Consider the following 3021-nt stretch of genomic DNA (forward strand, 5'->3'; position numbering starts at 1 on the left):
GAGGATTTGAGTGCATATGCCTATTTTTTTATTGAAAAAAAGTAGGCGCTGAGAGGACACGCATCTGGACGGTCACTTTAGCGCCCCAAAATAAATTATAGAACCAAAAAATCTGGGAAGAAAAGTTTCCTCCCAGATTGATCTTTCGCACTTTATTATTTCTTGTTTTTCGCCTGCTGTGCAGCCTGAGCCTGCTGGATTTCCTTTTGGATATCAGCGGGCATGATAACAAGACCGTTCATCATGGGGTTGCGGCCTTTCGTATCAAAAATCACAACGACACGGGCATTCGGGGATTTATTGGCCTTACCAACATAAACGAGCTCATCGGCATTGTCAAAACGACGGAGCTGATACAGCTTCAAATCAGAAATTTTGCCAATCTGGTCTTCTACATTCTTTTTCGTGGTTTTAAGCGCAGCGGCCGTGAAGTTCTTCTTCAGTTCCGGCGTAAAATAGGTTTCAACCGTTGCCAGGTCTGTGTTTGACGTGAGTACCTTCATTACAGCGTCAACGGCCTGTTCCTCCGTTTTAAGGGCGTCACTGGCAGGACTTGCAAGGCCGAGGCTGGACAGACCAAGACTCATAACCATAACAAGTAAAGCAATCAATTTTTTCATGTTTGTCATCCTTTCATTACAAGATTGTAGCTTCCTTCATTATACACGATTGCGATAATTTTTGCTAATTACAGTGAATCTTTTTCAATCCGTTTCATCGCTTCAATCGTTCCTTCACGACTGCCAAACGCGGTCAGACGAAGGTATCCTTCACCCATGCTGCCAAAACCAGAACCAGGGGTTCCAACGATAGCAAGCTTGTTCAGGAGATAATCAAAATAGTCCCAGCTTTTCATTCCCTTCGGGCACTGCATCCAAACATAAGGGGAATGAACACCGCCAAAATAGGTATAGCCCTTCTTATCAAAGGTGCGCATCATGATGCGGGCATTTTCCCGATAATAGTCCAGCATATCACCGCACTGCTTCTCGCCTAGGACGGACATGGCGGCTTCAGCGCCGCGCTGCACAAAATAGTTGACCCCATTGAATTTTGTCGTCTGACGGCGGAGCCACATCGTATTGAGGTGGAGTTCTTTCCCATCAGGTGTCCGGCGAACCAGTTCCTGAGGCACAACCGTATAGCCACACCGGGTTCCGGTGAAACCAGCCGTCTTGGAGAAAGAGCAAAACTCAATGGCACATTCACGGGCACCGGGAATGGCAAAGATGCTGCGGGGAATGGAAGGATCCGTAATGAAAGCCTCATAAGCCGCATCATAAAGGATGATGGCGTCATTCTTCCGTGCATAAGCGACCCATTTCTCCAGCTGTTCCCGCGTATAAACAGCTCCCGTCGGATTGTTGGGTGAGCACAGATAGATGATATCTGCTTTCACACTGTCATCAGGCATGGGCAGGAAATGATTTTGCGGGGTTCCATTCATATAAAGGATCTTGCGACCGCGCATTACGTTCGTATCCGCATAAACCGGATAAACAGGATTAGGGACGAGAACAACATTTGTATCTTCAAAAAGATCCGTGATATTGCCACAGTCACTTTTGGCCCCATCACTGATAAAAATATCCTTCGTATCCAGCTTCACACCATGACGGGCATAATACTTTTGAATGGCTTCATGCAGGAACTCATAACCTTGTTCCGGGCCATAGCCGCGAAATGTTTCCTTATGCCCTAATTCCTCAACCGCCTTTTTCATCGCGTCAACTACGCACGGTGCCAACGGCAGGGTGACATCACCAATTCCCATCTTGATGATTTTCTTTTCCGGATGAGCCGCTGTAAAAGCAGCAACACGCTTTGCAATATCCGTAAAGAGATAGCTATCCTGAAGCTTTGCATAATTTCCATTTACAATTGCCATAGATAATAATTCCCCCTCAACATCCACTAAATTGGGTTATATGATGAAAAATAAGCTTTCCTCATTGTAGTGTAAAACTATGACCTTGTCAATGAAGTTGTACATCTTTTAAGGAAAAATCCTCATTAAATTTACAATATGTTCATTTTAAGATGTTATCAGGAATCTCCATCTCTCCTTCATACACAGTGACAGCCGGTCCCTTCATCATCATATGGCCATCGCTGCGGTAATTGAGCTGCAGGGGCCCGCCGACAGCTTCAACGGTAAGGAATTGGTCACGGCGTCCGGCTTTGCCCAAGGTAATGGCCGTATAGGCAACAGCGCAGGCTCCGGTTCCACAGGCAAGGGTCTCCCCACTGCCGCGTTCCCAAACACGGAACTTGACATGGTTATCATCCACGATTTCAACGAATTCCACATTGACCCGTTCCGGGAAATAAGAAGAGTGCTCAATGACGCGGCCCACTTTCTCAACGGGAGCGGTGGCAACGTCCTCAACAAAAGTCACAAAATGAGGATTTCCCATGGAAACACCGGTTCCGCGAAGCGATAGGGGCGCCCCATCAACGGTGACCGTTATGGTTTCATCAAGACATATGCTTTTCTCCCACGTCATGGGAATGGAAGAAGGATCCGTAATGGGAACGCCCATATCAACAGTGGCGGATACAACCTTGCCATCCGCTACGTCCATGGCGATGGTCTTAATGCCGCTCAGCGTCTCCAAAGTGATCGGATTTTTCTGGGTAAGCCCTTTATCATAAACAAATTTTGCAATGCAGCGCGAACCGTTGCCGCACATCATGCCCTCTGATGCATCAGCATTGAACATGCGCATGCGAAAATCAGCCTTGTCAGACGGGCAGATACAAATCAGTCCATCAGATCCAACGGAAAGATGCCGTGGACTAACGTATGCTGAGATCTTACCGGGCTCAGGAATCATCCCGTCCATACAATTGACATAAAGATAGTCGTTACCGCAGCCCTGCATCTTGGTAAATTTCAGTTTCATAGGAACCCCCTCAACATAATAAATCGTATAGGAACAGCTCAAAAGCAATTTCATTATAAAAGAATTAAAAAAAGGGGTCAACCGAAGATGGTTCCCACTTTAAAAGCAAAAAAAA

At 46.4% G+C, this 3021-nt stretch carries 3 protein-coding genes; all 3 read right to left on the reverse strand.

The features are described from left to right. Positions 1-155 precede the first annotated feature (155 nt). Entirely contained in the window at positions 156-620 is a 465-nt protein-coding gene (locus HMPREF1246_RS07980) for a hypothetical protein (RefSeq protein ID WP_016459777.1), read from the reverse strand. A gap of 68 nt (positions 621-688) precedes the next feature. Further along, a complete protein-coding gene (locus tag HMPREF1246_RS07985; protein ID WP_009015156.1) occupies positions 689-1888 on the reverse strand; it encodes an LL-diaminopimelate aminotransferase in 1200 nt (399 codons plus the stop codon). A gap of 142 nt (positions 1889-2030) precedes the next feature. Further along, positions 2031-2900, reverse strand: a complete 870-nt coding sequence (gene dapF / locus HMPREF1246_RS07990) for a diaminopimelate epimerase (protein WP_009015157.1) — start codon at positions 2898-2900, stop codon at positions 2031-2033. Positions 2901-3021 lie beyond the last annotated feature (121 nt).

It is taken from the genome of Acidaminococcus sp. BV3L6, assembly GCF_000468835.1.
GTDB lineage: Bacteria > Bacillota > Negativicutes > Acidaminococcales > Acidaminococcaceae > Acidaminococcus > Acidaminococcus intestini.